Raw genomic sequence first — 26,390 nt, forward strand, 5'->3', positions numbered from 1 at the left:
GTGGTCCTTCACCGACCCTCGGTGTCCGGCTCCTGCGGCCGATCCGTGGGGTCGCGGCCGTCGTCAAGAGCGTCCCACAGCATCCGTTCCGATAGCTGCGACTCGTTGGCCGCCGCCTCGCGGCACACGGTCGGCACCGCATATTTCCTCGCCCCCGCGTGAGCCGGCGTTGCCGAGCGCATCAACAGCACGGCGGCGGCCAGACTGCATGCGGCGGCCAGCACCGCCGCTGCCGCGCCGACGTACCGGCGCGCGCTTCCGACCAACGTCACCACCGGCACATGCGCGAGGTCGGCGCCGCGCGCCGCCACGTCCGGGATCACCCACAAACTGATGCCCAGGTAGCCGACCAGAAAGCTCGCGGCCCCCAGCAGCGCCGCCAACACCCGCAGCGGCCAGCCGCGCACCGCCAGCCCCGCGACGGCGGCCGCCAGCAGCAACATCGCCAACGGCAGCAGCGCGGTGGACCACGACGCTCCGGACAGCGTCACCTCCCTGGGCGGCCCCAACCCGTCGAACGACCGCACGACAACCCAGGGCAGCCTCGCCGCCATCCACAGCGCCCCGGCGGCAACCACCAGCAGCACCTGGGCCATCCCGATCATCAGCCGACCTGAGCCAGGCCGAGCGTCAGCCACTGCGGCCCGCCTCCGGCGTGGTCAGCGTCTCGGCGGCGGCGATCGCATTGAGCACCGCGCGCGCCTTGTTCCTCGCCTCGTTGTATTCGTAGGGCCCGTTGGAGTCGGCCACGACCCCACCCCCGGCCTGCACGTAGGCCGTGCCGTGACGCATCAGCGCGGTGCGGATGGCGATCGCGAAGTCGGCGTTACCGGCGAAGTCGAGGTAACCCACTACCCCGCCGTACAGACCGCGGCGGGTCTTCTCGACCTCTTCGATGAGCTCCATGGCCCGCACCTTCGGTGCGCCCGACAACGTCCCGGCCGGGAAGCAGGCCGTCACCGCGTCCAGAGCCGTGCGGCCCTCGGCCAGCATCCCGGTCACCGTAGATACCAGGTGCATGACATGGCTGTAGCGTTCGATGTGGCTGTAGTCCTCGACGTGGACCGTGCCGGGCGTGCATACCCGGCCCAGATCGTTGCGCCCGAGGTCCACCAGCATCAGGTGCTCGGCAAGCTCTTTGTCGTCAGCCAACAGCTCCTTTTCCAGCGCCAGGTCCTCGTCGTCGGTTTGCCCCCGCCACCGGGTTCCGGCTATCGGGTGCGTCGTCGCGCGTCCGTCGTGCACCGTGACCAACGCCTCCGGACTGGATCCGACGATCGAAAAGTCAATTGCGCCAGCACCATTCGGCACGTGAAGCAAGTACATATAAGGGCTTGGGTTGGTTACCCGCAGCATTCGATACACGTCGATGGGAGCCACGTCGGTGTCCATCTCGAAGCGCTGCGAGGGCACCACCTGGAAGGCTTCACCGGCGGCGATCTGGTCCACCAAGTACTCGACGATCTTGCCGTATTCGTCCACGGTGCGCTGCGCGCGGTGTTGGGGCTCGGGTCTGCTGAAGGTCGCGACGGTCGACGGCAGTGGCTGCCCGAGGGCGGCGGTCATGACGTCCAGCCGCGCGATCGCGTCGTCGTAGGCCCAGTCGACGCGCTCATCGGTGCCGTTCCAATTCACGGCGTTGGCGATCAGGGTGATGGTGCCCTCATGGTGGTCCACCGCCGCGAGGTCGGTAGCCAGCAACAGCAGCATGTCCGGGAGATGGAGATCATCGACGGCCAATTCGGGCAGCCGCTCCAGCCGCCGCACCATGTCGTAGGCGAAGAAGCCGACCATGCCGCCCGATAGCGGCGGAAGCCCCGGCTCGGACGGGCTGGGGGCCGCGGTAGCCAACAGGTCCAGGGTCGCCCTCAGCGCATGCAGGGGGTCACCGCCGGTTGGCGCATCCTTCGGCACGGCGCCCAGCCAGACCGCTTGGCCGTCACGCACGGTCAAAGCCGTCGGCGCCCCAGCGCCGATGAACGACCACCGCGACCACGACCGGCCATTCTCGGCCGACTCGAGCAGGAATGTTCCCGGCCGGTTGGCGCCGAGCTTGCGGTAGGCCGACAGCGGAGTCTCGCTGTCGGCCAGGACCTTGCGAGTCACCGGAACCACGCGGTGCTCGGCCGCCAGCGCGTGGAAATCGCCCCGCGTGGTTGTGGCTTCCAGGTTGGCGTGCACCGAATCATCCTCCCAGACGGGCCGCGCGGGCGGCCAAAGACGCGAGCCTGTAGTTGGCGCGCAGAAGTACGAGTACGCTGCGCGCTAACTACAGGCTCGGCGTACAACAGCCCAGCCGATCCGGCACGGCTGACGACGATGCGGGCCGCTTGCGCGGCCCGCGGAGGAGTCAGCCGATCCGGCACCGCTGACGACGATGCGGGCCGCTTGCGCGGCCCGCGGAGGAGTCAGCCGATCCGGCGTAGCCTGACGCCCATGCGGGCCGCTTGCGCGGCCCGCGGAGGAGTCAGCCGATCCGGCGTAGCCTGACGCCCATGAAAACAGGTGACACCGTGGCCGACTTCGAGCTCCCCGATCAGACGGGCACGCCTCGTAAGCTCAGCGAATTGCTTTCCAACGGACCCGTCGTGCTGTTCTTTTATCCGGCGGCGATGACACCCGGCTGCACCAAGGAAGCCTGCCACTTCCGCGACTTGGCTCAGGAATTCGCCACGGTCGGGGCCAGCCGAGTGGGCATCAGTGCAGATCCCGTGGCAAAGCAGGCCAAGTTCGCCGAAACCCAGCATTTCGACTACCCGCTGCTGTCCGACACCGAAGGCATCGTCGCCACCCAATTCGGAGTCAAGCGCGGTCTGCTAGGCAACCTCATGCCGGTTAAACGCGCCACCTTTGTGATCAACACCGACCGCAAGGTGCTCAACGTGATCTCCAACGAATTCAGCATGCATGCGCACGCCGACAAGGCTCTCCAGACGCTGCGCGCTCTTCGATCGGCTTAGCTGCACCAGCGCAGCAAAGCAACTCATCCACCTACCAGTGGGCGCGGAACAACGTTGGCACGCAGCGTGAATCGGGAAGACGCGTCCGCGCCAGCACCGCGGGTCGGCAGACCCGCGACCGGCATGAGGGGCACGCCCGCCTGCCCCGCAACCGGGACGCCGATCCCGCCGGTACTGGACAGCGCCGTACCGATAGGGCCGCCCGTAGCAGCCCAAGCCCAGCTCGGCGGCACCGACAGCGCTCCGATCGTCGCCGCCCGGGCCACACCTGCGGTGACCCCCGGACCGCCGCCCAGGCCCGACGGTGCGGCCGACGTCAGCGCGCCCAGGCCGGATCCCACCGCCTGAACACCGGCGCCCGCCACCGTTTGGGCCGAGTTGGCGGCCCCCGCCAGGTTCAGCGCATCCGTGATGGCACCCACAACCGTTGACGCCGCGTCGCTGCCCGGCCCGGCCAGGGATTCCAGGTCGGCCAGGCGCGAGGTCAGCGACGAGAGCCGCGAGCCAGAGCCCGGCGATGCGAGTCCCTGCAAGGCCCGCGGCACCGCCGACACCAGTTGCTGCCCAGCGGCCACGGTCTCCTGGGCGCGGATCCCGGCCGCGCTGCCGACGGCTTGAGCGACCGCGGCGGCTTGGCCGGCCAGACCGGCCGGGTTGGTGGTTGCAGCGGGTGGGGCAAACGGTGTCACCTTCGCGGCCGACGCCGACGATGCGGCGTAGGCGTACATCGCGGTGGCATCCTGGGCCCACATTTCGCCGTAATGTGCCTCGGTGGCCGCGATCGCCGGGGTGTTCTGCCCCAGGATGTTGGTCGCGATCAGCGCCATCAGCAGCGCGCGGTTGGCGAAGACCATCGGCGGGGGCACCGACGTCGCGCGCGCGACCTCGTATGCGCCCGCAGCGACCCGGGCTTGTGTCGCGGTCTGCTCAGCGTGAGTAGCCGTCGTGTGTAGCCAGCTGACTTGGATTCCTGCCGCACCCAGCATCGACACCGACGCCGCGCCCAGCCACGGTCCGCTGGCCAGCTGCGCGGTCACCGCCTGATAACCCGAGGCCGCTGTGATCAGCTCGGCGGCCAGCACATCCCAGGCCGCCGCGGCGGCCAGCATCGGTCCGGAACCGGGACCGGCATAGATGCGGGTGGAATTGATTTCAGGCGGTAGCGACCCAAAATCCATCTCTACCCGCCTTTGAATTGCGGTCAATAGCGACCACAGGCATGAAGTTCTCCTAAAGAATTCAAATATTTGAATTTGAAATGTGTTCCGCCGCCGCGCGATCCAGGCGTGCGATACCTACGCGCGAGCCCGAACGGGCAATAGGAGCGGCGGACGCTGCGCACCCCGGCTGTCACCGCATAGCGGCACAACAGCCTGGCGCTAGCCGATTAATGGCGGGTGACGCAGAACTTGGTCAGGAGATCCCGATTGGCAAGATGGGTGATCGGTGCCCAGGCGGCGGCCACGCCGACGTGGTGCCACCACGGCGCGGCTGCTAGAGCCGGCGCGGAAGGCCAGCGCTGCAATAGCACTGCCCGCACCCGCGGCGGCAGCGCGTGGAACGGCGATACGCTGGCGGACCCCTGTTCGGCTACTGGCGACGCGGCGCGGGTCGGATCCGTTCGCTCGACGTCGCCGCTACCCTGCGAGACCAGCACAGCAGGTGCGCTGACAGATTCACTGTCGCCGAATAGCAGTGATCCATAACCGATTACGCCCGCCAGCACAGAAATCGCTGTCATGAGGGCAAGAACAAACCGTGGCCATGTCGGCCTATGTCGGTCGGTGGGGCTCACAGTGGCGCCCACTCTATCACGAATCGCGGCGAATCGCGCGTCGTCGACTCGCCGCGCCGGTTAGTCCTCGGGCTCCATGAGCACGACGGCGTCGAAGCAACTGTGGTCTCCGGTGTGGCAGGCCCCGCCGACCTGGTCGACCGTCAATAACACCGCGTCCCCATCGCAGTCCAGGCGCACCGAGTGCACGTGCTGGGTGTGGCCGGACGTCGCGCCCTTGACCCACTGCCCGCCGCGTGATCGCGAATAGTAGGTGGCCTCACGGGTTTCCAGGGTGCGGGCCAACGCGTCGTCATCCATCCAGGCGACCATCAACACCTTCCCGCTGCCGCGCTCCTGGACGACGGCGGTGAACAACCCCTCGGCGTTGCGCTTCAAGCGAGCGGCGATCTGCGGATCGAGCGTCATCGTACCGTGATCCCCGCCGCCGCCAGGGCCGCCTTCACCTGCCCGATCGTCAGCTCCCGGAAGTGAAAGACACTGGCCGCTAGGACCGCATCTGCCCCCGCGGCCACCGCGGGCGCGAAGTGTTCCACCGCCCCGGCGCCACCGCTGGCAATGACCGGCACCGTGACCGCCGCGCGCACCGCGCGCAGCATCGGCAGGTCGAAACCGGCTTTGGTGCCGTCGGCGTCCATCGAGTTCAGCAGGATCTCCCCCACCCCGAGATCGGCGCCGCGGACCGCCCATTGGACCGCGTCGATGCCGGTGCCCCGACGGCCGCCGTGGGTGGTCACCTCCCAACCCGACGGCGTCGGCGCGCGGCCGGCGGGCACCGTGCGGGCGTCGACCGACAGCACAATGCACTGGGAGCCGAATTGCCTTGCCATGTCGGCCAGCAGGTCGGGGCGGGCGATCGCGGCGGTGTTGACCGAGACCTTGTCGGCCCCCGCGCGCAGCAATACGTCGACGTCGGCAACGGTGCGCACGCCACCGCCCACCGTCAGCGGAATGAACACCTGCTCGGCGGTGCGGCGCACCACCTCCAGCATGGTGGCCCTGCCCGACGACGACGCGGTCACGTCGAGAAAGGTGAGCTCATCGGCCCCCTCGGCGTCGTAGACGGCGGCCAGCTCCACGGGATCACCCGCGTCGCGGAGGTTCTCGAAATTGACACCCTTGACCACCCGCCCGTCGTCGACGTCCAGACACGGGATCACGCGTACCGCAAGGCCCCCATCGCCCGGAAGGTCACCGTCGGCATACATGTCAGTAGTCCTCCGGCTCCCCTGTGCTGCTCAGGATTTCAAGAATTTCGGCGTGTACCCCCGGCGCGGCGGCCAACGCGGACCGCGACGTGGGCGTCCAGGGCTCGCCGGCCACGTCGGTCACGACACCGCCCGCGGCGCGCACCAGCGCGACCCCTGCGGCATGGTCCCACACGTGGCTGCCGAAACTCACGGCTCCACCGAGGATTCCGTCGGCAACATAGGCGAGATCGATGCCGGTGGAGCCGTGCATGCGCAGCCGTGACGACACCCGGCTGAGGTTTTCCAGCACCGCCAGGCGATAGCGTCCCGGGTAGCGACCCCGGGAGTCCGCGCTGAACGTGCCCACCCCCACCAGGGAATCAGCCAGTGCCAGGGAAGCCAGCGACGGTTGCGGCGCACCGTTTTTCATCAGTGGACCGCCTGCCACCGCGGTGTAGCGCTGGTCGGTGAACGGCAGCCAGGTCAGACCGGCCACCGGATCGCCGTGGTGTAACAGGCCCAACAGGATCGCGGCCATCGGTGATCCGGCCGCGTAGTTGAGCGTGCCGTCGATCGGGTCCAGCACCCAAACCCAAGGTGAATCGACGTCGGTGCCGCCGAATTCCTCGCCGTGCACCCCGATTCCGGTGGTGGCGGTCAGCGCGGCGACCACCTGGCGCTCGATCGCCAGATCGACTTCGGTGGCGAAGTCGTTGCCCTTCTTGCGGACCGCTGAATCGGCACGGTGGCCGGCCAGAAACGGCTCCGATGCGGCGTCGAGGATGGCTGACGCCTCGGCCACCAACGCGCCCAGATCCATTGCGGTCTACTCCCGAACCGCGGCCAGCGCCTGCGGCAGGGTGAACCGCCCGGCGTAGAGGGCCTTGCCCACGATGGCCCCCTCCACCCCTCGTGACGTGAGAGCGGCGATGGCACGGAGGTCATCCAGGCTTGACACCCCGCCCGAGGCGATCACCGGGGCGTCGGTGGCCTCGGCGACGCGCGACAGCAGTTCCAGATTGGGCCCGCCCAGCGTGCCGTCCCTGGTGACGTCGGTGACGACGAAGCGCGAACATCCCTCACTGTCAAGGCGTTCCAACACTTCCCAGAGGTTGCCGCCATCGGTTTCCCAACCACGACCGCGCAGCCGATGCTGCCCGTCGATGATCTGCACATCCAGGCCCACGGCGACCTTGTCGCCGTGGGCGGCGATCATCCGCGCACACCACCGCGGGTTTTCCAGCGCGGCCGTACCCAGATTGACCCGAGTGCAGCCGGTGGCCAGCGCCGCGCTCAGCGACTCGTCGTCGCGGATGCCGCCGGACAGTTCGACCCGCACGTCGAGCTTGCCCACCACCTCGGCGAGCAGTTCGCGGTTGCAACCGCGGCCAAATGCGGCGTCCAGGTCGACCAGGTGGATCCACTCGGCGCCGTCACGTTGCCAGCCCAGGGCGGCGTCCACCGCCGAGCCATACTCGGTTTCACTACCGGCCTTGCCTTGCACCAGGCGCACGGCACGGCCCCCAACCACATCGACAGCGGGTAGCAAGGTCAACGGCATCTACAGCCCCTCGACCCAGTTGCTCAGCATCGCCGCGCCGGCATCCCCGCTTTTCTCCGGGTGAAACTGGGTGGCGGCCAACGCGCCATGCTCCACCGCGGCCAAAAACGGTGTCCCATGTGTGGCCCAGGTCAGCAGCGCATCGGATGCGCCTTCCCAGCGCTGCGCGGCGTAGGAGTGCACGAAATAGAACCGCGCGTCGGCGGGCAAACCCTTGAACAGCGCACTGCCGGCTGCGGCGTCGACCACGTTCCAGCCCATGTGCGGGACCACGGGGGCATCCAAATGGGTGACCGCACCCGGCCACTGCCCACAGCCTGGGGTCTCCACCCCGAACTCGACCCCGCGGGCGAACAGGATCTGCATGCCCACACAGACGCCCAGCACCGGGCGTCCGGCTGCGACCCGCTCGGCGATGATGTGCTCTCCCCCGATCGTGCGCAGACCGGTCATGCACGCCTCGAAGGCGCCGACGCCGGGCACCATCAGCCCGTCGGCGGCCAGCGCGGCCGTGGCGTCGGCGGTTACCTCGACCTCGGCGCCGACCCGCTGCAGCGCGCGCTGCGCCGACCGCAGGTTGCCCGAGCCGTAGTCCAGGACAACAACCAACTTCTTTGTCACAGAACACCTTTGGTGGATGGCACACCCGACACCCGGGGATCGGGCTCGACCGCCTGCCGCAACGCACGGGCGACGGCCTTGTACTGCGCTTCGGTGACGTGGTGCGGGTCGCGACCGTACAAGACTCGCACGTGCAGCGCGATGCGGGCGTTGGCCGCCAGGGATTCGAACACATGCCGGTTGATGACGGTGTGGTATGGCACCGAGCTGCCAGCAATGGTGGTGTGCCGAAGGTGATCCGGCTCCCCGGTGTGCACGCAGTAGGGCCGGCCGGACACGTCGACGGCGGCGTGCGCCAGCGCCTCGTCCATCGGGATGAACGCGTCGCCGAAGCGGCGGATGCCCTTCTTGTCACCGAGGGCCTGGCCGAGCGCCTGGCCCAGCGCGATCGCGGTGTCCTCGACGGTGTGATGGGCTTCGATTTCGACATCGCCCGTGGCGCGCACCATCAGGTCGAAGCTGGCGTGACTGCCCAAGGCCGCAAGCATATGGTCGTAAAACGGCACGCCGGTGTCGATGTCGACCTGACCGGTGCCATCGAGGTCAAGTTCGACGACGATGTCGGATTCGCGCGTGCGACGCTCGATGCGCGCGCTGCGGTCCACGGTGGTTGTCACGGCGCTCCTATGCGGCTGGGGGTGGCTGGGACCAGTGCGGTGGCGGCGATCCGGGCGCTGGCTTGCAGGAACGCGTCGTTCTCGTCGGCCAGGCCGGTGGTGGCGCGCAGATAGCCGGGAATCCCGACGTCGCGGATCAGCACTCCCGCGTCCAGATAACGCCGCCAAGTGGCCGGCGCGTCAACGAACTCCCCGAACAGCACAAAGTTGGCATCGCTCGGGATGACTCGAAAGCCCATGCCGGTCAACGCCGTTGCGACCCGTTCACGTTCGGCGATCAAGGTGGCGACGCTGCCCAAGGTGTCGTCGGCGTGCCGCAGTGCGGCCCGTGCCGCGGCCTGGGTGACCGACGACAGGTGATAGGGCAGCCGAACCAGCAACATCGCCTCGACCAGGGCCGGGGTGGCGACCAGGTAGCCCAGCCGGCCGCCGGCGAAGGCGAACGCCTTGCTCATGGTGCGGGTGACGACCAGTCTGGTCGGATACTCCGCGACCAGCGACACCGCGCTGGGCTGCGAAGAAAACTCACCATAGGCCTCGTCGACGATCAAGATTCCCGGCACCACATCGAGCAGGCTGCGCAGATCCGTCAACGGAACACTCTGCCCGGACGGGTTGTTGGGGCTGGCGACGAAGACCACATCGGGCCGGCGGTCGGCCACGGCGGCGACGGCGACGTCGACGTCGAGGCTGAAGTCGTCGGCGCGAAGCGCTTCGAGCCATTCGGTGCGGGTGCCGTCGCAGATGATCGGGTGCATCGAGTAGGACGGCACGAAACCGAGTGCGGTGCGCCCCGGCCCGCCGAAAGCCTGTAGCAGCTGTTGCAGAATCTCGTTGGAACCGTTGGCAGCCCACACGTTGTCGACGCCGATCGCCGTCCCGGTCTGGGTGGTCACGTAGGAGGCCAGATCCGCGCGCAGGGCCACCGCGTCACGGTCGGGGTAGCGATGCAGGTCGACGGCCGCCTCCCGAACCGACCGCACCACGTCGTCGACCAGCGCCTGGGTGGGCGGGTGCGGGTTCTCGTTGGTGTTCAACCGCACCGGCACCGCTAATTGCGGTGCGCCGTAAGGTAGTTTGCCCCGCAGGTCGTCGCGCAGCGACAGGTCGTCCAGCGCGGGGTTCGCTGCGCTCATCGCTCGAACCTCCGCCGCACTGCTTCACCGTGTGCCGGCAGGTCCTCGGCCTTGGCCAGCGTGATCACATGTCCGCAGACGTCTTTGAGGGCGGCCTCGGTGTAGTCGACGACGTGGATGCCGCGCAGGAAAGTCTGCACCGACAGGCCGCTGGAGTGTCGAGCGCAACCCGCGGTCGGCAGCACATGATTGGACCCCGCGCAGTAGTCGCCAAGGCTGACCGGTGACCACGGGCCGACGAAAATGGCGCCGGCCGAACGTATCCGACCGGCAACCCGTGACGCGTCGGCGGTCTGGATCTCCAGATGCTCAGCGGCGTAGGTGTTTACCACCGAGACGGCGGCGTCCACGTCGTCGACCAGAATGATCGCCGATTGACGCCCGCTCAGCGCGGCCGTCACCCGCTGGCGGTGCACCGTGGTTTGCAGCTGCGCGGCCAGTTCGGCGTCGGTGGCGTCGGCCAGCTCCGCACTCGGGGTGACCAGCACGCTGGCCGCCATCTCGTCGTGTTCGGCCTGGCTGATCAGGTCGGCGGCCACATGCACCGGATCGGCGGTGTGATCGGCGAGGATGACGATCTCGGTCGGCCCGGCTTCCGCGTCGATGCCCACCCGGGAGCGGCACAGCCGTTTTGCGGCCGCGACGTAGATGTTGCCTGGCCCGGTGATCATGTCGACCGGCGCCAGTTCTGTGCTGCCGTCGGTGTCGGTGCCGCCGTAGGCCAGCAAAGCCACCGCCTGCGCCCCTCCGACGGCCCAGACCTCGTCGACACCCAACAACCGGGCCGCCGCCAGGATCGTCGGGTGCGGCCATCCGCCCCAATGCGCCTGCGGCGGGCTGGCAACCACCAGCGAATCGACACCGGCGACCTGCGCCGGCACCACGTTCATCACCACGCTGGACGGGTAGACCGCGTTACCGCCGGGCACGTAGAGGCCCACCCGCTCGACCGGGACCCACCGCTCGGTGACCGTGGCGCCCGGGCCCAGCGCCGTCGTGACGTCGCTGCGCCGCTGGCCGGCGTGCACCGCGCGGGTCCGCTCGATCATCACCTGCAACGCGTCCCGGACGTCGCCGTCCAGGTCGTCCAGCGCCGCCTGCAGCGCGGCATCCGGCACCCGGACGGTCGGCGGCCGCACGCCGTCGAACGTCTGCCCGAAGTCCAGCGCGGCCCGGACGCCACCCGCGGCCACGGCGTCCACGATCGGCCGCACCGCGGGCAAGAAACTCTCCACCTCGGCATCACCACGCGGGACCGCGGCGCGCAACCGCGCAGCCGTCAACTCCTCGCCCCGCAAATCAATGCGGGCCAGCAGCGCGGGCGGTGTACTCACGCGGACCATTCTCCCAGAGCAGCTCAAGTCATATCCGACCGGTACAGTGCGGTAAATCGAAGGGAGCCAGCATGTCGGCAAAGGATCACCCCAACAACGCCCCGGGCGTCCCGATGGTATACCCGCCGTGGTTCGAGAACTTCCAGATCAAATACATCAACCCGGCACTCAAACCAATTGCGCGCTATCTGCCCGGGACCGCGACCATCGAGCACCGCGGTCGTAAGTCGGGCAAACGGTACAAAACTCTGGTGACCCCCTACCGCAAGGGCAACGTGTTGGCGATCGCCCTGGGACACGGCAAAACAGACTGGGTGAAAAACGTCCTGGCCGCGGGCGAGGCCGACGTGCATGTCGCCCGCCGCCGGCTGCACCTCACCAATCCCCGGATTCTGCCCGCCGGCGCCGACGGTGAGGGGTTGCCCTTCATGGCCCGCGTGCAGCTGCGTCGGATGGGGGTCTTCGTCGCCGATATCGGCTGAGCGCATCGGCGAGCGTGATGTGCCGCCCAGGAAACCCGTTGGGCGCTCCCAGGTTGCGCGCATGGTGGCTGGCTAAGGTGTCGACGTGACTGTCGACCTATCACCGTTTCTGCGTTCGCTTGCGCGGCCGGAGTTGGCTTCGGCCCCGCACGACGAGCAGGAGTTCACCCCCCACGCTGCGCGCGGCTGGACCGCGTGGAACGCCTGGTCACCGGAGGTGGAGTTTTGCACGTTCGTCGGGGCACTGCAGCGGATGCTGCAACCCCAGGTCATCCTGGAAACCGGCGTCGGCATCGGACGTATCACGCAGTTCCTCTGCCTTGGCGAAGCGCTCCATTTCGGCTTCGAATCCGACGAGGAATGGCGGTGCAACCCAAACATCGACTACCGCCCCGAGCCCACGCCGACGGCGGAACAAATGGCAGCCGCGGACCTGGTAATCCTCGACTCCGGCCTGTCCTACCGGCTCGATGAGATCGCGCTGTGGGCGTGCGCCGGAAAACACGGATCGGTCTGCGTCATCCATGACGCCGGGAACGGCCATTCCCAGGATCCCCAGCTTGTCCACAACCGAGTGCGCGCCGCCATCGAGCACACCGGCAAGCCCGGGATGTTCCTGAAGAATCCGCGCGGCGCTTGGATCGGGCTGCACCGGTAGGACAGGTCATCAACGGGTCATCGCGTTCAACGCGGCAGTGATTACCGTTGTGCTGTGGCCGGCACGGTTGGTGAATTTCTTCGGGTGATCGACCTCGCCGGCGTCTTCGGCAACGCCGTGCTCGGTGGAATCGTGGCGCGCGAACTGCGGATGGATCCCGTCGGATTCGTCGCGCTGGCGATCATGTCCGGCCTCGGCGGCGGCATCATCCGGGACACCCTGCTGCAGCATGGCCCGCCGATCGCGCTGACCGACTACCTGTATGCGATAACCGCGGGCGCCGGGGCGATCGTCGCCTTCCTCGCTCCGGTGCATGGCCGGATCTGGAGTCTGGTCTTCCCGGTGGTCGATGCGCTGGCCCTGGGTTGCTGGGCGGCCGCGGGCGCACAGAAAACGCTCGACGTCGGGCTGGGCTGGCTGGCGGCTGTGCTGTTGGGCACCATCACCGCGGTCGGCGGCGGGGCGTTGCGCGACCTGACCGTCCGACGGATCCCACAGATTTTCGGCGGCAACACCCTCTATGCCACCTGCGCGGTGGCGGCCAGTCTGACGGTGGTGCTGTTCACCTACACCGGGAACGCGTCGACGGGCACGGTGGTGGCAACTTGTGTTGGTGCCGCGCTGTGCCTGCTCGCCCGCTGGCGTGGTTGGCAGTTGTGGCAGGGATTGGAATGGGACTACGCGTTCCAGCGTTCGCGCGGCAAGCGCTTTCCCACGATCAGGGTGCGGGTCAATCGGACGCCCGCCCCGCCCCAGCATCCACCGGCCGAGTAGCTACATGTCCAGGCCGATGTCGAGCGCGCGCGCGGAATGGGTCAGCGCACCCACCGCGAGGTAATCCACACCCGTTGCGGCGTAGGTCGCAGCCGTCTGCAGGCTGAGCCCGCCGGATGATTCGAGCAACACGGCCGGCGCGCGGGCGTCCCGTCGCTGCACCGCCACCTGGGTCTGCCACACCGAGAAGTTGTCCAGCAGGATCAGTTCGGGCTTTTCGGCCAGTACGGCGTCCAACTGCTCGAGCGAGTCCACTTCAACCTCGCAGGGCAAATCGGGTGCGGCTGCCCGCACCGCCCGCAGCGCGGCGACCACCGATCCCGCGGCGGCGACGTGGTTGTCCTTGATCAGGGCCGCATCGCCGAGTCCCAGCCGGTGGTTGACGCCCCCACCGACGCGCACGGCATATTTCTGCAGCGCACGCAGGCCGGGCAGGGTTTTGCGGGTATCGCGGATCTTGACCTTGGTGCCGTTCACCGCCTCGACCCAGGCCGCCGTCGCGGTGGCGATGCCCGACAGGTGACAGACCAGGTTCAACATGGTCCGCTCCGCGGTCAACAGGCCGCGGGTTTCGGCTCGCGCGGTCAACAGCGACTGCCCCGGCTGCACCCGGGCACCGTCCTCGACACGGTCGAGCACCTGGTAGCCGGCCGTCCCGATCACCTCGTCGAGCACCAACAACGCCACGTCTACCCCGGCGATCACGCCGGGCTCCCGGGCCACCATCGCCGCGGTGGCCACCGCATCGGCGGGCACCGTGGCGATCGTGGTCACGTCCGGCCCGTAGCGCAAATCCTCGTCGAGACCGCGCCGAATGGTGTCATGGACGGCCGCCCGCTCCCCGTCGGACAGCATCAACCCACCGCCGCCAGCGCCTCCACGCGGACCTCGTTGTGATCGTCGGCCAGCCGAACCAGGATGCTGCGCGCCTGGTCCGGTGCGGCACACGAGTGCTCCGCGCGGTGGTGACATCCGCGGCTTTCGCTGCGGGCCAGGGCGGCGGCGGTCACCGTCCGGGCGGCCAGCGTCAACGCCACATCCTCGAAATCACGACGACTTGCCACGTTGCGAACATGCGCGCCGGCAAGCGATGCCGACAGGCGGCATAGCCCGTCGGCGGTACGCACCACCGAGGCGTCGCGGCTCATCGCGCGTTGCAGCTCGCCTCGTGGCAGCGCGGTGTGCGCGATCGGCTCGGGCAGCATCGCCTGCGGACGCCCAGCCGCCACCGCGTGTGCGGCCGCCAGCCTTCCGGCGCGGCCGCCCACCACCAGGCCTTCCAGCAGGCTGTTCGACGCCAGGCGGTTGGCACCGTGCATGCCGGTGCGGGCCACCTCACCCGCGGCGAACAATCCGGGCAGCTCGGTCTGACCGGACACATCGGTGACGACGCCACCGCAGCTGTAATGCGCCCCCGGCACGACCGGGATGGGCTGACGGACGGGGTCGATGCCGGCGGCCCGGCACGCGGCGGTAACGGTCGGGAACCGCCATTCGAAGCCCTCGATGCCGCGGGCATCGAGGTAGACGCACGGATCGCCGCGGTCCTTCAGCCGTGCGTCGATGGCGCTCGCGACGACGTCCCGCGGGGCCAGGTCGCCCATCGGATGAAAGCCAGCCGTCACCGAATTACCATGCCGGTCAATCAAAATCGCACCCTCGCCGCGGACTGCCTCGGTGATCAGCGGTCGCCGGCCACCGCTGCCGCGACCGGGGGCACAAAGCATCGTCGGGTGGAACTGGATGAACTCCAGGTCGCTGACCGCGACCCCGGCCCACAGCGCCAACGCGACGCCATCGGCGGTGGAGCCCTCGGGGTTGGTGGTCGCGTTGTACAGCTGCCCGAGCCCGCCGGTGGCCAGGATCACCGACGGTGCGCTGATGATGCCGAATCCGTCGCGGCTGCCCACCAGTACGCCGGTGACGGCACCATCGTCCCGCAGGACGCGCAGCGCCACCTGACCGGTGCGAATGTCGAGCGCCCCGGCGGCGTGGTCGAGCGCGCGCTGGACCTCGGCCCCGGTGGCGTCGCCCCCGGCGTGCACGATCCGACGGCGCGAGTGTCCGCCTTCGCGGGTCAGCGCCCACCGGCCCGGGGCCGCTTCGTCGAACCGCGCCCCATAACCGACCAGCTCGGTCACGGCACGATAGCCGTCGGCGACGATCGAATACACCGCGTCGGGATCGCACAGGCCCGCGCCCGCGGCCACGGTGTCGGCGACGTGTGCGTCGACCGAATCAGCGCTGTTCGGCAGCACCACCGCGATGCCGCCTTGCGCGTAGTGTGTCGCGGTCACCCCGGACGTCTGGGCCGCCTTGCTGAGTACGACAACGTCGCGGCCGGCTCGGTGGGCGGCCAGCGCGGCGGCCAAGCCGGCGACACCGGTTCCGATCACCACGACGTCGGCCGCGTCCTTCCAGGCGGGGCCGGCGTTCATTCGCCACCGCCGGGCTGGCCGATCGTGATCATCCGCTGCACGCTTCGCCGTGCCGCTGCGGCGGTTGTCGGGTCGACATGAACCTCGTCGGCGCCGTCCACCAGACACCGCAACAGCGCCGCGGGGGTGATCATCTTCATGTACTTGCACGACGCGCGATCGTTGACCGCCCGGAAGTCGACGCCCGGCGCGGCCCGGCGCAGCTGGTGCAACATGCCGACCTCGGTGGCGACCAAGACTTTGCGGGCGCTGGTCTGGTGGGCCGCCTCGAGCATCCCGCCGGTGGACAAGATCTTCACCCGATCCGACGGGAACGCGCCCTCACCGGCGAGGTAGAGCGCCGAGGTGGCGCACCCGCACTCCGGGTGCACGAACAGTTCGGCATCGGGGTTCGCCAGGGCCTGGTTGGTGAGCTCCTCACCGTTGATACCGGCGTGCACATGGCATTCGCCGGCCCAGACGTGCAGGTTCGTGCGGCCGGTCACCCGCCGCACATGCGCACCGAGGAATTGGTCCGGGCAGAACAGCACCTCGCGATCGGGGTCGATGGAGGCGACCACGTCGACCGCGTTCGACGACGTGCAACAGATGTCGGTGAGCGCCTTGACCGCCGCCGTGGTGTTGACGTAGGAGACGACGACGGCGCCGGGATGCTCGTCCTTCCAGGCCCGCAACTCCTCGGGGGAGATCGAATCGGCCAACGAGCAGCCGGCCCGCTGATCCGGGATGAGCACGGTCTTGTCCGGGCTGAGGATCTTGGCGGTTTCCGCCATGAAGTGCACCCCGCAGAACACGATGGTGTCCTCGGGCGCCTCGGCGGCAATCCGGGACAGCGCCAGCGAATCGCCCACGTGGTCGGCGACGTCTTGGATCGCGGGTAGTTGGTAGTTGTGCGCCAGCACGGTGGCCCCGCGCAATCGCGCCAGTCGGCGAACCTCGGCGGCCCACTGCTCGTCAGCGTCGACCCCGGTGTAGCCGGTTGGGGTGTTGGCGATGCGTTCAGTCAGGTCATCGACGAGCGTGTCCATGCGGGTCAAGACCGTCACGGCGGCTCCTTTCACAGTCAGGAGGTTTTCGACTTACAATCGAAAACATGCCCAATGGTAGCACCGCGCACGAGGTGCTGGCGGTCGTGTTTCAGGTCCGCCTGGTTACAGCCGGCCCGCGAACGGAGAAACCGCAGCTAAACGTGCTGTTATGGGAGCGTGCCCGGGATCCGCAAAAAGGCACCTGGTCATTGCCGGGTGGCCGACTGCGCACCGACGAGGACATGACCACCTCGGTCCGACGCCAACTGGCCGAGAAGGTCGACCTGCGGGAGTTGGCACATCTGGAACAGCTCGCGGTATTCTCCGACCCTCATCGGGTGCCGGGTGCCCGGGTGATCGCGTCGACCTTCCTGGGGTTGGTGCCCTCCCCCGCCACCCCGGAGTTGCCGGCGGACACCCGCTGGCACCCGGTGAGTTCACTGCCGCCGATGGCGTTCGACCATGGCCCGATGGTGACCCACGCCCGCGCCCGACTGGTCGCCAAAATGTCCTATACCAATATTGGATTTGCCTTGGCGCCACAAGAATTCGCTCTGTCAACGCTGCGCGACATCTACGGTGCCGCGTTGGGTTATCAGGTCGATGCCACCAACCTGCAGCGGGTCCTGGCCCGTCGCAAGGTGATCACCCAGACCGGCACCATCGCCCAGTCCGGGCGCAGCGGTGGGCGCCCGGCAGCGCTGTACCGGTTCACCGACTCCCAGCTGAGGGTCACCGACGAGTTCGCCGCATTGCGGCCTCCCAGTTAGCGGCCGGTCTGAGCGGGTCGCGATGCCCAATTGTGATGAGCGGCACGTTGCGCGCTTGTTCCGAGCGGCCGCCAATGCCGGTAGTTTGTCTAAGAGTTAGATAAGGCTATCTGAGATTTGACTAAGAGGCGCTGGCCGCCGTTGAGGTGCCGGCGCCCCACTGCGACTGGGCTAACTGCGCTCTCATCCCGCCGCTCGGGATTGTTCGTGCGCGGACATGCCGACCGGCCATGAAGGGAGCCTCGATGGTGGAGTTCGGCAATCTGGCAACTGCGACCGGCGCCAACTGGATCGGCCGGCCGCAGCACGAGGACCTGCGGCGGAAGGTGCGCCCGCTGCTGCCGTCGGACGACCCGTTTTATGACCCACCTGCGGGGTTCCAGCACGCCGCGCCCGGCACCGTGCTCCGCTCGCGCGACGTCGAGCTGGCGTTTCTGGGTTTGATCCCGCAATCCATGACGGCCACCCAGCTGCTGTATCGGACGACGGACATGTATGGCAGGCCCGAGGCGACGGTCACCACGGTGATCGTCCCTGCCGAGCACGCTGCCGGCCAGACCTGCCCCCTGCTGTCCTACCAATGCGCGATCGACGCCATGTCGGCTCGGTGCTTCCCCTCCTATGCGCTGCGGCGCAGGGCGCAGGCCCTCGGGTCGTTGACCCAGCTAGAACTGCTGCTGCTCACCGCCGCGGTCGCCGAGGGGTGGGCGGTCTCGGTGCCCGACCACGAAGGGATCCGGGGTTTGTGGGGGGCGCCGTACGAACCGGGCTTCCGCATCCTCGACGGCGTTCGGGCCGCTCTGAGCTCGGACCGCGTCGCGGTGTCGCCGTCGGCCCCGGTCGGGCTGTGGGGCTACTCCGGCGGTGGTCTGGCCACCGCATGGGCCGCCGAGATGTGCGGCGCCTACGCGCCCGAGCTGGACATCGTCGGGGCGGTGCTCGGTTCGCCGGTCGCCGACCTGGGCCACACCTTCCGCCGGCTCAACGGCACGTTGTTTACCGGCCTGCCGGCGCTGGTGGTCGCCGCGCTCGCGCACGCTTACCCCGACCTCGACCGGGTGATCAAAGAGCACACCAACGACGAAGGGCTGGCCCTGCTCAAGCGCCTAGAGAAGATGACGACCACCGGTGCGGTCATCCAGGTGGCGGGCGTCGACCTGGGCAGCTTCCTCGACCAGCCGCTCGACGACATTTTGTCGACTCCGGAGGTGTCGCACGTCTTCAGCGACATCAAACTCGGCCGCGCGGTGCCGACGGCGCCGGTGTTGATCGTGCAGGCCGTGCACGACTATCTCATCGACGTCCAGGACATCGACGCGCTGGCAGCCGCCTACTCGGCCGGCGGTGCCAACGTCACCTACCACCGGGATGCGTTCAACGAACACATGCTGCTGCACCCGCTGTCGGCGCCGATGACACTGCGCTGGTTGACCGACCGGTTCGCCGGCCGGCCGCTGACCGACCATCTCATCCGGACCAAGTGGCCGACGATGTTCAACCCGATGACCTACGCGGGCATGGCGCGGCTGGCCACGATCGCGGCCAAGGTCATCACCGGCAAGAAGGTGCACCGGCACCCGCTCTGAGACCCGCTATGACAGCGCAGCCTCGGAGGAATCCGTCGACGGCTCCGATGGCTGCTCGGTCGCCGCACTGGCACCCAGGTCGTCGCGTGCGCTGCCGGCCGCAAGCAGCGCGTACACCAGTGCGGCGACCGCGGCCGGCGCCATTAGAGTGGCGGCCACCTGCAGCGGCCGGTTGCCAAAGAACACCGGCGGCGCCTGCCTGACGTACGTCACCGAGTGGTCACCGCCGGCCAGCGGCACCGTGTCGAAATCCAGGGCGCCGTAGCGCAGCCGAACCAACAGCGCCCCCACTCCCGCCGCGGTCGCGGCCGCCGCCACCAGCCCCAACGAGAGCCCGACGACCATCACCGGCCCCCGCTGTTGGTGCCACTGCCACGCCAGCACCGCCACCACCACGGCCACCACACCCAACAGGCCCAGCATCAGAAACGGCGCGACGAAGAAGTTCTGCGATTCGCCGCCCAGATACTCGTGCACCCGCTCGCCCTTGCGGGTGATCGCCACCACCGCGTGGATCGACGGTGCGATCCACGCCCACAGCCCGCCAATCAGCACACCGGTGGCCGACAAGCCCGACGCCACGACGATGATCGCGCGGGTCCGCGAGGTGGCGCGGATGCCGGCGGGCTGGGGCCTGGACGGGACCGGCCCGTCAGGCCCCGGCTGCTCGGTCACCGCTGTGCCTGCAGGTCGGTCGAGTCCACCTGTCCGTGCCGCGAGCAGCGCGCCCACCACCCGTCGGGACGAACCTGGACGACCATCCGACGACCGCACTGCGCACAGAACCGGGGTGGCTCCAGACCCAACCGAGCCGCTGTCGGCGTGGCCGTACCCGCTAGTTCCCCGGTATAGACGTTGTACGCGCCGGCAGTGACCGGAGCGTCTTGTTTTCCAGCCACGTCTCCACCTTATTTACAGGCTGGCGTTGAGCGCCTTGATCGGCATCTGCAGCTCGTCGAGCAGCTCCAGGTCGGCTTCCGCGGGGCGGCCGAGGGTGGTCAGGTAGTTGCCGACGATCACGGCGTTGATGCCGCCCAGGATGCCGCGCTTGGCGCCCAGGTCGCCCAGGGTGATCTCGCGACCACCGGCGAAGCGCAGCATGGTCCGCGGCAATGCCAGCCGGAAAGCCGCCACCGCCTTCAGCGCTTCACCGGCCGGCATCACCTCGAGGTCGGCGAACGGTGTGCCGGGCCGCGGGTTGAGGAAGTTCAGCGGGACCTCGTCGGGGCCCAGCGCGGCCAGCTCGGCGGCGAACTCCGCGCGCTGCCGCAGCGTCTCACCCATGCCCAGGATGCCGCCACAGCACACCTCGATGCCGGCGTCGCGCACCATCGACAACGTCTGCCAGCGCTCTTCCCAGGTGTGCGTGGTGACGACGTTGGCGAAAAACGAGCGCGCCGTCTCGAGGTTGTGGTTGTAGCGATGCACCCCCATCGCCGCCAGTTGGTCCACTTGCTCGGCGGTCAGCATCCCCAGCGAGCAGGCGACGTTGATCTCGACCTCGTTGCGAATCGCCTCGATGCCCGCCGCGACCTGGGCCATCAATCGGTCGTCGGGTCCGCGTACCGCGGCCACGATGCAGAACTCGGTGGCACCGGATTTGGCGGTCTGTTTGGCCGCCTCGACCAGGCTGGGAATGTCCAGCCACGCGCTGCGCACCGGCGACGTGAAGAGCCCCGACTGCGAGCAGAAATGGCAATCCTCCGGGCAGCCTCCGGTTTTCAGGCTGATGATCCCTTCGACCTCGACCTCGGGGCCGCACCAGCGCATCCGCACCTCGTGGGCCAGCGCCAGCATGTCCTCGAGCCGGTCGTCGGGTAGCTGCAGCACCCGCAGCACCTGGTCCTGGTTCAGGCCCTCGCCGCGCTGCAGCACCTGCTGGCGGGCCACCGCCAGGATGTCCGTGCAGCTGTCGGTGATTGGTCGAGTCGTCGCCTGAGTCACCAGGGCACCCCCGCATCGTGTCGTGTCTTCTCATGGCCAGGCAAGCGGAACCCATCCGCCGCGCCCAGCGGCCTGGATGAAACGGTGTTCAGGCTAGGGTAGCGGTGCGCACGTGCACAAACGCCGCGTGGGTGAGGTGGAGCCGGCGGTTGCATCTGCCCGGTCGCCCCGGGCAGGCCCAACACGATGCGGCCATCACAAACGACATGGCCGGCCTCCTTAGCCTTAGCTGCGTACTGCAGGCGAGCCAACGCCGGTCACGTCGAAGAATCGGCACAACGCGGAACGTAAGCGTGTCGCCGGCGTTCCCGCGTCACCCCAGCAGATGCTCGGCGCGCGTGTTGCCCTCCCAGCGACGCAGGCCGGCGAATTGACCGTCGATCTGCGTCGGCCGTCCCGCGATGCGCAGCGCGCGGCCCAGCTGTCCGCCGCCCACCCGACGGGCCAGCGTGACATGCGCGGTCCACTGACCGGGCAGGCTGTTGGCCATCGGCGCCGGCCGCAGATGCGGACCGCACAACCGGTGCACCTCGGCATGCAGGGCCAACAGCTCATTCGTCGGCACCACGAGCCGGGCGAACACCACGTTCGCCCGGCCGAACAGCACCGGCGCACCGACCACACAGGACAGCGGGAGCCGCGGCAGCACCGGGCGCAGCAGCTCGTCGACGTCGGCGTCGATGTGCTCGGCCACGGCCAGCGTCACGTGTGGACGGCTGGCCGGCGCCTGGCTGGGTACGCCGGCGGCGGCCAGGTCCGCCCACATCCGACGGATCGCCGCCTCGGTTTCGTGGTCGAAGACCAGCTCGAGCGAATGCACCATCAGCGGACCAACGTCGTTACCCAGTCGCGGTCGAACGCCGCCGCGCTCATGGCCGCAAACTCCGCGGCCTCCAACAAGGCGGCCCCGGCGGGCAGGGCGGCCCGCACCGCGGCCAACCGCGCCAGCGCCGCCCGGTTCGAGGTCTCCACCACCCCGGGTCGGTCCGGCCAGCTGCCGATCACCAAGCCGGCACACGAAACCCGTTGTGCGGCAAGCGACTCGCACGTCAGCGCGGTGTGGTTGAGGGTGCCCAGCTCCGCGGTGACTACGACCAGCGCGGCGGCACCCACATCGACGGCGAGATCACGCAGCGTGACACCCGCGTCGGCGAGTTCGACCAGCAGCCCCCCGGCGCCTTCGACGAGGGTCAACCACCCGGGACGGTCCAGGCCAGCGATGACCTGCAGGATCTGCTCGCGGGTGGGCAACGCCGTCCCGGCCTGCTCGGCGGCGGCGGCCGGCGCCAGGGGTTGCGGATAGCGCGCCAACCCGGCCAACCGGGTCACCCCGGAGAGGCGACCCACCTCGGCGAGGTCGTCGTCGCCGCGGTCGGTGCCGGTCTGCACGGGTTTGCACACCGCCACCTCGATGCCGGCCTGGCAAGCGGCCGACGCCAGCGCCGCGCAGGCGATCGTCTTGCCGACCCCGGTGCCGGTCCCGGTGACGAACAGGACGGTCAACGGCGCGCCACGGCAAGAACGTCGGTCAGCACCCGCCGCGCCAGCTGGAGGTCGTCGGCATCCAGGGAGGCGCGCGCGGTCAGCCGCAGCCGCGACGTCCCGGCGGGCACCGTCGGGGGCCGGAAGCAGCCCACCCGCACACCGGCATCCAGACAGGCCGCCGCGGCGGCAAGCGCCACCTGCGGATCTCCAAGAATCACCGACACCACCGCCGAGTCCGGCACGTCGGGCAGGTCACAAATCTTGGCGAGTTCGCGCGCATGCCCAAGCGCGGCTTCCGGCCGCCACGGCTCGGCCCGAAGGATTCGCAGCGCGGCCAGCGCGGCGCCCACCGCCGCCGGCGCCAGGCCGGTGTCGAAGATGAACGGACGCGCCGCGTCGATCAGATGAGCCCGCACCGGCGCCGGCCCGACCACCACTCCCCCTTGGCTGCCCAGCGCCTTGGACAACGTCGCGGTCAACACCACGTCGGGTGCCCCCGCCAGCCCGACTTCGTGCAGCAGCCCCCGCCCGCCGCCGCGCACGCCAAGGCCGTGCGCCTCGTCCACGACGAGCAGCGCGCGATGGCGACGACACACGTCGTGCAAGTCGCGTACCGGGGCCAGCGTGCCGTCGGCGCTGAACACCGAGTCGGTGACGACGACGGCGCGCTCCTCGTGGCGCGTTCGCAGCGCCGTATCCACGGCGTCGACGTCGCGGTGCGGCGTCACCACCACCCGCGCCCGGGATAGCCGGCAGGCATCCACCAGGGACGCATGCGACCGCGCATCGGACACCACCAGCGAACCCGGGCCGGACAGGCCGACGACCGCCCCCAGGTTGGCCGCATACCCCGAGGAGAACAGCAGCGCCGAGGATGCGCCGACGAAGTCGGCGAGCTCGGCCTCGAAGTCGTGATGCAGCTCGGTGTCCCCGGTGACCAGGCGGGACCCGGTGGCGCCGGCACCCCACACCCGGAGCGCCTGAACCCCACCGTCGATGACGCCGGGATGCTGGGACAAACCGAGGTAGTCGTTGGAGGCCAGGTCCAGCTCGGTGGCGACCGCCGGGCGGGGCCGCAGGCAGCGCCGCAGCCCGGCCTCGCGGCGCCGGTGTTCCACCGTGTCCAGCCAGGCCAACGGTGACGGGTCGGTCGGCGCCTGCCGGGGGGCGTTCATGGGCCTTCAGCCTACGAGCCGGGCGACCTCGACCATCGCCGAGGTGATCTGGGCGATCTCGGCCGGCGAGCAGATGTAGGGCGGCATCGCGTAAACCAGGTTGCGGAAAGGCCGCAGCCATACCCCGCGGTCTAGCGCCGCCAGGGTGGCGACGGCCAGGTCAACGGGACGGTCACATTCGATGACGCCGATGGCTCCGCACACCCGGACGTCGGTCACCGCGGGCAGGGCCCGGGCGGCGTCCAGGCCGGCGGTCAACCCGGCGGCCAGCTCGGCGATCCGCGACCGCCAATCCTGGCCAAGCAGCACTTCGACGCTGGCCACCGACACCGCACAGGCCAGCGGATTGGCCATGAATGTGGGCCCGTGCATCAGCGCGCCGGCCGCACCGGCGCTGATGGTGTGCGCGACGTCGGCGGTGCACAAGGTGGCGGCCAGGCCGAGGTATCCGCCGGTGAGCGCCTTGCCGACGCACATGACGTCCGGGCTCACCCCGGCATGGTCGGCGGCGAACAATTCGCCGGTGCGGCCGAAGCCGGTCGCGATCTCGTCGAAGATCAGCAACACCTGGTGCCGGCGGCAGATATCGCGCAGGTCGGCCAGGTAGCGCGGGTCGTGGAAGCGCATGCCGCCGGCACCCTGCACGACCGGCTCGACGACCACCGCGGCCAGCTCGCCGGCGTGCCGCGCCAACTGTGCCTCGAACGCCGCGCTGTAGGTGGGGTCGTAGTCGCGGGGCACCTGTGGCGCGAACACCTGGGCGGCCAGGATGTCGGTCCACAGCGAGTGCATGCCGCCGTCGGGGTCGCAGATGCTCATTGCCATGAACGTGTCGCCGTGATAGCCGCCACGCCAGGTCATGAGCCGCCGTTTGCCGGGCAGGCCGCGGCCGCGCCAGTACTGCAGCGCCATCTTCACCGCGACTTCCACCGATACCGAGCCGGAGTCGCTGAAGAACACCGTGTCGAGGCCCGCCGGGGTGATGTCCACCAGCAGCCTGGCCAGCCGGGCCGCCGGTTCGTGGGTCAGGCCGCCGAACATGACGTGGTTCATCGCGCGCAGCTGGGTGGTCAGCGCCGCATCGAGGACGGGATGGCCGTGCCCGTGGATCGCGGTCCACCACGAGCTCATCGCGTCGAGGGCCTCGATGGGCACGCCGTCGCGGATCAACGTCAGCCAGGCGCCGTGGGCGCCGACGGCCACCACCGGCCGCACCGATTCGGCGCCGATGGTGCTGTAGGGGTGCCACAGATGGGCGGCGTCGATAGCGCTGATCTGCTGGGGCGTCAACCCCGGCCCCAATGATGCAGCCGCAGCCATGGAGACCGAGGGTAATGCAGCCCTACCATGAGGCCGTTCGCCGCTGCGGCTCGCAGAAACCCACGCCATCGGGGAGCATGCATGGCATGGCACCGACGAATCAGCCCGACGACACCCACCCTGGCACCGCCTCGCCGTCGGTGCCGGACGGCTCCGAGGGTCCCCGGGTGATCAGGCTGCGGATAGCCCCGTGGGACGTGGTCTGTACGGTCGCGATTCTGGGGGTGCTGCTGGTCATGGTCGCGATGACCAGTTGGCCATCGCGGCTTTTCGCCTTCACCGAAAGCGTGTGCCCCCCGGATTCGTGCCAGCCGGTGCCCTTCGGCGTCAATTACTACATCTACCCGGTGATGTGGGGCGGCATCGGTGCGGCCGTGGCCGCGGCCGTCATCGGCCCGTTCGTTTCCATGGTGCGGGGCTGGTACATGTCCTTTTGGCCGATCATCGCGATCGGCGTCATCACCCTCACCTCGGTGGCCGGCTACGCGATGACCGGCTTCAGCGAACGGTATTGGCACTGACGCCGGCCACGACGGCGGGCTGTGAGAGCGAAATCACAACTGCCCACGCAACATTGGGCGCGCCAGTCACCTTCCGGTCACGTTACGACAAAGAATCTTCCGCGGATCCGGGCAAACATGGACACCGCCGTTTTCTGTTGTCAAAGTGTCTGCAGTGACTGGTGTGAATACAGCGGTGTAACCGTTAGGCCCCGATGTGGCGGCCGCCGCGGACGTCATGAAACGTCGGCCACGGTGTGCGGTCACCGCGCCGGGGCCCGCAGGACCCGCCAGGGCCAAGGAGGTTGGAAACCCACATGAATCGCGTCTACGCCTTCGCCATCGGTTTGGTGATGACGGTGGCCCCGCTGGTGGCCGCCCCCGGCGTGGCGGCCGCGGACCCGGCCACCCGGCCGGTGGACTACCAGCAGGCCGCCGACGTCGTGATCGCACGCGGGCTTTCCCAGCGCGGCGTGCCGTTCTCGTGGGCGGGCGGCGGGGTCACCGGCCCCACTCGGGGCACCGGCGCCAGCATCAACACCGTCGGATTCGACGCCTCGGGCCTGGTCCAGTACGCATACGCCGGCGCCGGGCTCAAGCTGCCACGTTCCTCCGGCCAGATGTACAAGGTCGGCCAGAAGGTGTTGCCGCAGCAGGCACGCAAGGGCGACCTGATCTTCTACGGTCCCGAGGGCACGCAAAGCGTCGCGCTGTACCTCGGCAACGGGCAAATGCTCGAAGTGGGCGACGTCGTGCAGGTGTCGCCCGTGCGCACCGCCGGCATGGCGCCCTACCTGGTCCGGATTCTCGGAACCCAGCAGGCGCCGGCCCAGCAGGCGCCGATCCAGCAGATGCCGCCGCAGCAGGCCCCGGTCCAGCAGGCCCCGGTCCAGCAGGCCCCAGTCCAGCAGGCCCCGGTCCAGCAGGCCCCAGTCCAGCAGGCCCCGGTCCAGCAGGCCCCGGTCCAGCAGGCGCCCGCGGGTACCACGCGGTAACCGTCGTCGTTCCCGAACACC

The 26,390-nt window shown here is 69.1% G+C and carries 30 protein-coding genes; 8 read left to right on the forward strand and 22 right to left on the reverse strand.

From position 1 onward, the window contains the following. Nucleotides 1-8: 8 nt before the first annotated feature. Both G6N20_RS07895 and G6N20_RS07900 read right to left on the reverse strand, forming a co-directional pair. Nucleotides 9-605: a TIGR02234 family membrane protein gene (locus G6N20_RS07895; protein WP_083046045.1), complete on the reverse strand. Its 597-nt coding sequence runs from the start codon at nt 603-605 to the stop codon at nt 9-11. A gap of 25 nt (nt 606-630) precedes the next feature. Next, nucleotides 631-2,181, reverse strand: coding sequence for an anthranilate synthase component I (locus G6N20_RS07900; RefSeq protein WP_083046044.1), 1,551 nt, complete (start codon nt 2,179-2,181; stop codon nt 631-633). Between the two features lie 314 nt (nt 2,182-2,495). Here G6N20_RS07900 and G6N20_RS07905 point away from each other — a divergent pair, with 314 nt between their 5' ends. After that, complete coding sequence (locus G6N20_RS07905) at nt 2,496-2,960, forward strand: peroxiredoxin (RefSeq protein ID WP_083046043.1); 465 nt, start codon at nt 2,496-2,498, stop codon at nt 2,958-2,960. Between the two features lie 23 nt (nt 2,961-2,983). On the opposite strand, the gene G6N20_RS07910 is transcribed toward G6N20_RS07905, so the two are convergent. The 10 genes from G6N20_RS07910 to hisD form a co-directional block, all read right to left on the reverse strand. Next, nucleotides 2,984-4,138, reverse strand: coding sequence for a PPE family protein (locus G6N20_RS07910; RefSeq protein ID WP_083046042.1), 1,155 nt, complete (start codon nt 4,136-4,138; stop codon nt 2,984-2,986). A gap of 209 nt (nt 4,139-4,347) precedes the next feature. After that, nucleotides 4,348-4,701 (reverse strand): hypothetical protein, encoded by a 354-nt coding sequence (locus G6N20_RS07915; protein ID WP_083046041.1) that lies wholly within the window; start codon nt 4,699-4,701, stop codon nt 4,348-4,350. 114 nt (nt 4,702-4,815) lie between these two features. Continuing rightward, nucleotides 4,816-5,163: a phosphoribosyl-AMP cyclohydrolase gene (gene hisI, locus G6N20_RS07920; RefSeq protein ID WP_083046040.1), complete on the reverse strand. Its 348-nt coding sequence runs from the start codon at nt 5,161-5,163 to the stop codon at nt 4,816-4,818. Beyond that, a complete protein-coding gene (hisF, locus tag G6N20_RS07925) occupies nt 5,160-5,963 on the reverse strand; it encodes an imidazole glycerol phosphate synthase subunit HisF (protein WP_083046039.1) in 804 nt (267 codons plus the stop codon). The genes hisI and hisF overlap by 4 nt, the downstream gene beginning before the upstream one ends. A 1-nt stretch (nt 5,964) precedes the next feature. Next, complete coding sequence (locus G6N20_RS07930) at nt 5,965-6,765, reverse strand: inositol monophosphatase family protein (RefSeq protein ID WP_083046038.1); 801 nt, start codon at nt 6,763-6,765, stop codon at nt 5,965-5,967. 6 nt (nt 6,766-6,771) lie between these two features. Next, nucleotides 6,772-7,506, reverse strand: a complete 735-nt coding sequence (gene priA / locus G6N20_RS07935) for a bifunctional 1-(5-phosphoribosyl)-5-((5-phosphoribosylamino)methylideneamino)imidazole-4-carboxamide isomerase/phosphoribosylanthranilate isomerase PriA (protein WP_083046037.1) — start codon at nt 7,504-7,506, stop codon at nt 6,772-6,774. Continuing rightward, nucleotides 7,507-8,127, reverse strand: coding sequence for an imidazole glycerol phosphate synthase subunit HisH (gene hisH / locus G6N20_RS07940; RefSeq protein WP_083046036.1), 621 nt, complete (start codon nt 8,125-8,127; stop codon nt 7,507-7,509). After that, complete coding sequence (gene hisB / locus G6N20_RS07945; RefSeq protein WP_083046035.1) at nt 8,124-8,744, reverse strand: imidazoleglycerol-phosphate dehydratase HisB; 621 nt, start codon at nt 8,742-8,744, stop codon at nt 8,124-8,126. The genes hisH and hisB overlap by 4 nt, the downstream gene beginning before the upstream one ends. Beyond that, entirely contained in the window at nt 8,741-9,880 is a 1,140-nt protein-coding gene (locus G6N20_RS07950; protein ID WP_083046034.1) for a histidinol-phosphate transaminase, read from the reverse strand. The genes hisB and G6N20_RS07950 overlap by 4 nt, the downstream gene beginning before the upstream one ends. Then, nucleotides 9,877-11,196: a histidinol dehydrogenase gene (hisD, locus tag G6N20_RS07955; protein ID WP_142271840.1), complete on the reverse strand. Its 1,320-nt coding sequence runs from the start codon at nt 11,194-11,196 to the stop codon at nt 9,877-9,879. The genes G6N20_RS07950 and hisD overlap by 4 nt, the downstream gene beginning before the upstream one ends. Before the next feature lie 89 nt (nt 11,197-11,285). On the opposite strand from hisD, the gene G6N20_RS07960 reads away from it, so the two are divergent. The 3 genes from G6N20_RS07960 to G6N20_RS07970 all read left to right on the forward strand — a co-directional run bounded on the left by G6N20_RS07960 (nt 11,286) and on the right by G6N20_RS07970 (nt 13,128). Beyond that, nucleotides 11,286-11,696, forward strand: a complete 411-nt coding sequence (locus G6N20_RS07960) for a nitroreductase family deazaflavin-dependent oxidoreductase (RefSeq protein WP_083046032.1) — start codon at nt 11,286-11,288, stop codon at nt 11,694-11,696. Between the two features lie 85 nt (nt 11,697-11,781). Next, nucleotides 11,782-12,354 carry a hypothetical protein gene (locus G6N20_RS07965; protein WP_083046031.1) on the forward strand — a complete coding sequence of 191 codons (573 nt, stop codon included), beginning with the start codon at nt 11,782-11,784 and terminating at the stop codon, nt 12,352-12,354. Nucleotides 12,355-12,408: 54 nt separating this feature from the next. Next, on the forward strand, nt 12,409-13,128 hold the full coding sequence (locus tag G6N20_RS07970; protein WP_083046030.1) for a trimeric intracellular cation channel family protein: 720 nt from the start codon (nt 12,409-12,411) through the stop codon (nt 13,126-13,128). Here the strand turns inward: G6N20_RS07970 and nadC are convergent, their stop codons facing one another. The 3 genes from nadC to nadA are packed head-to-tail and all read right to left on the reverse strand — an operon-like array spanning nt 13,129 to nt 16,612. Further along, a complete protein-coding gene (gene nadC, locus G6N20_RS07975; protein ID WP_142271834.1) occupies nt 13,129-13,986 on the reverse strand; it encodes a carboxylating nicotinate-nucleotide diphosphorylase in 858 nt (285 codons plus the stop codon). Then, nucleotides 13,983-15,566: an L-aspartate oxidase gene (locus G6N20_RS07980; protein ID WP_083046028.1), complete on the reverse strand. Its 1,584-nt coding sequence runs from the start codon at nt 15,564-15,566 to the stop codon at nt 13,983-13,985. The genes nadC and G6N20_RS07980 overlap by 4 nt, the downstream gene beginning before the upstream one ends. Further along, a complete protein-coding gene (nadA, locus tag G6N20_RS07985) occupies nt 15,563-16,612 on the reverse strand; it encodes a quinolinate synthase NadA (RefSeq protein ID WP_083046104.1) in 1,050 nt (349 codons plus the stop codon). Before nadA ends, G6N20_RS07980 begins: the two co-directional genes overlap by 4 nt. A 47-nt stretch (nt 16,613-16,659) precedes the next feature. Here nadA and G6N20_RS07990 point away from each other — a divergent pair, with 47 nt between their 5' ends. Together G6N20_RS07990 and G6N20_RS07995 are read left to right on the forward strand one after the other, a co-directional pair. After that, nucleotides 16,660-17,364: an NUDIX hydrolase gene (locus G6N20_RS07990; RefSeq protein WP_083046027.1), complete on the forward strand. Its 705-nt coding sequence runs from the start codon at nt 16,660-16,662 to the stop codon at nt 17,362-17,364. Nucleotides 17,365-17,609: 245 nt separating this feature from the next. Then, nucleotides 17,610-18,950, forward strand: coding sequence for a lipase family protein (locus G6N20_RS07995; RefSeq protein WP_083046103.1), 1,341 nt, complete (start codon nt 17,610-17,612; stop codon nt 18,948-18,950). A gap of 6 nt (nt 18,951-18,956) precedes the next feature. Here G6N20_RS07995 and G6N20_RS08000 read toward each other — a convergent pair whose 3' ends face one another. The 7 genes from G6N20_RS08000 to G6N20_RS08030 form a co-directional block, all read right to left on the reverse strand. Continuing rightward, nucleotides 18,957-19,625, reverse strand: a complete 669-nt coding sequence (locus tag G6N20_RS08000; protein ID WP_083046026.1) for a DUF2567 domain-containing protein — start codon at nt 19,623-19,625, stop codon at nt 18,957-18,959. Beyond that, on the reverse strand, nt 19,622-19,849 hold the full coding sequence (bsaP, locus tag G6N20_RS08005; protein WP_083046025.1) for a biotin synthase auxiliary protein BsaP: 228 nt from the start codon (nt 19,847-19,849) through the stop codon (nt 19,622-19,624). Before bsaP ends, G6N20_RS08000 begins: the two co-directional genes overlap by 4 nt. Before the next feature lie 13 nt (nt 19,850-19,862). Continuing rightward, nucleotides 19,863-20,894 carry a biotin synthase BioB gene (gene bioB, locus G6N20_RS08010; protein WP_083046024.1) on the reverse strand — a complete coding sequence of 344 codons (1,032 nt, stop codon included), beginning with the start codon at nt 20,892-20,894 and terminating at the stop codon, nt 19,863-19,865. 313 nt (nt 20,895-21,207) lie between these two features. Beyond that, a complete protein-coding gene (locus tag G6N20_RS08015; RefSeq protein ID WP_083046023.1) occupies nt 21,208-21,717 on the reverse strand; it encodes a 2'-5' RNA ligase family protein in 510 nt (169 codons plus the stop codon). Beyond that, nucleotides 21,717-22,397 carry a dethiobiotin synthase gene (gene bioD, locus G6N20_RS08020; protein ID WP_083046022.1) on the reverse strand — a complete coding sequence of 227 codons (681 nt, stop codon included), beginning with the start codon at nt 22,395-22,397 and terminating at the stop codon, nt 21,717-21,719. The genes G6N20_RS08015 and bioD overlap by 1 nt, the downstream gene beginning before the upstream one ends. Further along, nucleotides 22,394-23,554, reverse strand: coding sequence for an 8-amino-7-oxononanoate synthase (locus tag G6N20_RS08025; protein WP_083046021.1), 1,161 nt, complete (start codon nt 23,552-23,554; stop codon nt 22,394-22,396). Before G6N20_RS08025 ends, bioD begins: the two co-directional genes overlap by 4 nt. A 6-nt stretch (nt 23,555-23,560) precedes the next feature. Then, the gene (locus G6N20_RS08030) at nt 23,561-24,874 is read right to left on the reverse strand and encodes an adenosylmethionine--8-amino-7-oxononanoate transaminase (protein WP_083046020.1); all 1,314 of its coding nucleotides are present in this window, start codon (nt 24,872-24,874) and stop codon (nt 23,561-23,563) included. A gap of 86 nt (nt 24,875-24,960) precedes the next feature. Between G6N20_RS08030 and G6N20_RS08035 the strand changes: the two genes are divergently transcribed. Both G6N20_RS08035 and ripD read left to right on the forward strand, forming a co-directional pair. After that, a complete protein-coding gene (locus G6N20_RS08035) occupies nt 24,961-25,395 on the forward strand; it encodes a hypothetical protein (protein WP_179961524.1) in 435 nt (144 codons plus the stop codon). A 296-nt stretch (nt 25,396-25,691) separates the two neighbouring features. Beyond that, on the forward strand, nt 25,692-26,369 hold the full coding sequence (gene ripD / locus G6N20_RS08040) for an NlpC/P60 family peptidoglycan-binding protein RipD (protein WP_083046019.1): 678 nt from the start codon (nt 25,692-25,694) through the stop codon (nt 26,367-26,369). Nucleotides 26,370-26,390: the final 21 nt, after the last annotated feature.

Origin of the sequence: Mycobacterium shinjukuense, from assembly GCF_010730055.1 — a bacterium.
Classification (GTDB): domain Bacteria; phylum Actinomycetota; class Actinomycetes; order Mycobacteriales; family Mycobacteriaceae; genus Mycobacterium; species Mycobacterium shinjukuense.

Excerpts from the sequence above, each read along its gene's own strand:
- G6N20_RS07895 (WP_083046045.1), bottom strand. The coding sequence starts at position 605 with ATGATCGGGATGGCCCAGGTGCTGCTGGTGGTTGCCGCCGGGGCGCTG.
- G6N20_RS07905 (WP_083046043.1), top strand. The coding sequence starts at position 2,496 with ATGAAAACAGGTGACACCGTGGCCGACTTCGAGCTCCCCGATCAGACG.
- G6N20_RS07910 (WP_083046042.1), bottom strand. The coding sequence starts at position 4,138 with ATGGATTTTGGGTCGCTACCGCCTGAAATCAATTCCACCCGCATCTAT.
- G6N20_RS07915 (WP_083046041.1), bottom strand. The coding sequence starts at position 4,701 with ATGACAGCGATTTCTGTGCTGGCGGGCGTAATCGGTTATGGATCACTG.
- hisI (WP_083046040.1), bottom strand. The coding sequence starts at position 5,163 with ATGACGCTCGATCCGCAGATCGCCGCTCGCTTGAAGCGCAACGCCGAG.
- hisF (WP_083046039.1), bottom strand. The coding sequence starts at position 5,963 with ATGTATGCCGACGGTGACCTTCCGGGCGATGGGGGCCTTGCGGTACGC.
- G6N20_RS07930 (WP_083046038.1), bottom strand. The coding sequence starts at position 6,765 with ATGGATCTGGGCGCGTTGGTGGCCGAGGCGTCAGCCATCCTCGACGCC.
- priA (WP_083046037.1), bottom strand. The coding sequence starts at position 7,506 with ATGCCGTTGACCTTGCTACCCGCTGTCGATGTGGTTGGGGGCCGTGCC.
- G6N20_RS07950 (WP_083046034.1), bottom strand. The coding sequence starts at position 9,880 with ATGAGCGCAGCGAACCCCGCGCTGGACGACCTGTCGCTGCGCGACGAC.
- G6N20_RS07960 (WP_083046032.1), top strand. The coding sequence starts at position 11,286 with ATGTCGGCAAAGGATCACCCCAACAACGCCCCGGGCGTCCCGATGGTA.
- G6N20_RS07980 (WP_083046028.1), bottom strand. The coding sequence starts at position 15,566 with ATGAACGCCGGCCCCGCCTGGAAGGACGCGGCCGACGTCGTGGTGATC.
- G6N20_RS07990 (WP_083046027.1), top strand. The coding sequence starts at position 16,660 with ATGCCCAATGGTAGCACCGCGCACGAGGTGCTGGCGGTCGTGTTTCAG.
- G6N20_RS07995 (WP_083046103.1), top strand. The coding sequence starts at position 17,610 with ATGGTGGAGTTCGGCAATCTGGCAACTGCGACCGGCGCCAACTGGATC.
- G6N20_RS08015 (WP_083046023.1), bottom strand. The coding sequence starts at position 21,717 with ATGGTGCATTCGCTCGAGCTGGTCTTCGACCACGAAACCGAGGCGGCG.
- G6N20_RS08025 (WP_083046021.1), bottom strand. The coding sequence starts at position 23,554 with ATGAACGCCCCCCGGCAGGCGCCGACCGACCCGTCACCGTTGGCCTGG.
- G6N20_RS08030 (WP_083046020.1), bottom strand. The coding sequence starts at position 24,874 with ATGGCTGCGGCTGCATCATTGGGGCCGGGGTTGACGCCCCAGCAGATC.
- G6N20_RS08035 (WP_179961524.1), top strand. The coding sequence starts at position 24,961 with ATGGCACCGACGAATCAGCCCGACGACACCCACCCTGGCACCGCCTCG.
- ripD (WP_083046019.1), top strand. The coding sequence starts at position 25,692 with ATGAATCGCGTCTACGCCTTCGCCATCGGTTTGGTGATGACGGTGGCC.